This is a genomic window from Pseudomonas sp. SIMBA_067, from assembly GCF_046534675.1.
Taxonomy (GTDB): Bacteria; Pseudomonadota; Gammaproteobacteria; order Pseudomonadales; family Pseudomonadaceae; genus Aquipseudomonas; species Aquipseudomonas putida.
Window position 1 is genome coordinate 1 of record NZ_JAWRYH010000604.1, and the last position, 264, is coordinate 264.

General features: G+C 59.5%; 1 protein-coding gene. It reads right to left on the minus strand.

Going from position 1 to position 264, the window contains the following annotated elements; all coding sequences use genetic code 11:
* A partial coding sequence (locus SB765_RS30520) for a carbonic anhydrase (protein ID WP_410932604.1) occupies window positions 1–264 on the minus strand: 264 nt, incomplete at both ends.

Genomic DNA, 264 nt, shown 5'->3' on the forward strand with positions numbered 1-264 from the left:
GTCGCGGATGTGCAGCAGCCAGTTGTCGATTAATCCCAGTTCCGGGTTATCCATCGCCGCCTGCACGCCGCCGCAGCCGTAATGGCCGCAGACGATAACGTGTTCCACTTCCAGCACTTCGATAGCGTACTGCACCACGGACAGACAGTTCAGGTCGGTGTGGATCACCAGATTGGCCACGTTGCGGTGAACGAAGAGTTCGCCGGGTTCGAGCCCGGTCAGACGTTCGGCAGGAACACGGCTGTCAGAACAGCCAATCCACAG